The following is a 642-nucleotide window of genomic DNA, read 5'->3' as shown; positions in this document are numbered from 1 at the left end:
AAGCCGGTGACAACCGTATTCTCAACGCGGTGCTTTATCTGCAAAACAAACGAGCACCACGAGAAGTCGTGCTTATCACAAAAGACATCAACATGCGTCTGCGTGCGAAAGGAGCTGGAGTTCGCTTTGTTGAAGACTACCGAACCGACCAACTCATCGACGACATTCAATACCTCACTAAAGGCTTCCAGCAACGAGAAGGCGATTTCTGGAGCGGTATTGATGAAGTTGAAAGCTACGCGTTGGGTGGCAAAACCTACCACAAACTCAGTCGTGAGCCTTTTGACCCAACGTTCATCAACCAATACGTCATTGATGAAGACAGCGATTTTGCAGGCCGCGTTGAAACCATCAATGAAGACAAGCTAACCCTACTCGACCTAAGCCGAGAACGCATGATGCACCGCCGAGCTTGGGACATCACACCAAAAAACATTTATCAGGCCATGGCGCTCGATGCCCTGCTCGACCCTGACATTGATTTGGTGATCCTCACTGGTGCGGCGGGTAGCGGTAAAACGCTATTGGCCATGGCAGCTGCGCTCGAGCAAACTATTGAAAAAGGCATGTTTGATAAAATCATCGTCACGCGTAACACGCCAGACATTGGTGAGTCGATTGGCTTCTTACCAGGCTCAGAAG

1 protein-coding gene is annotated in these 642 nt (G+C 49.7%); it reads left to right on the top strand.

All coding sequences use genetic code 11. From position 1 onward, the window contains the following. On the top strand, positions 1 to 642 hold a 642-nt coding region (locus R7Q46_RS27795; RefSeq protein ID WP_318078379.1), incomplete at both ends, for a PhoH family protein.

This window comes from Vibrio sp. 811, assembly GCF_033339195.1.
The sequence above is the reverse complement of the archived record's forward strand: the minus strand, read 5'-3'. Positions and strand labels throughout refer to the sequence as shown.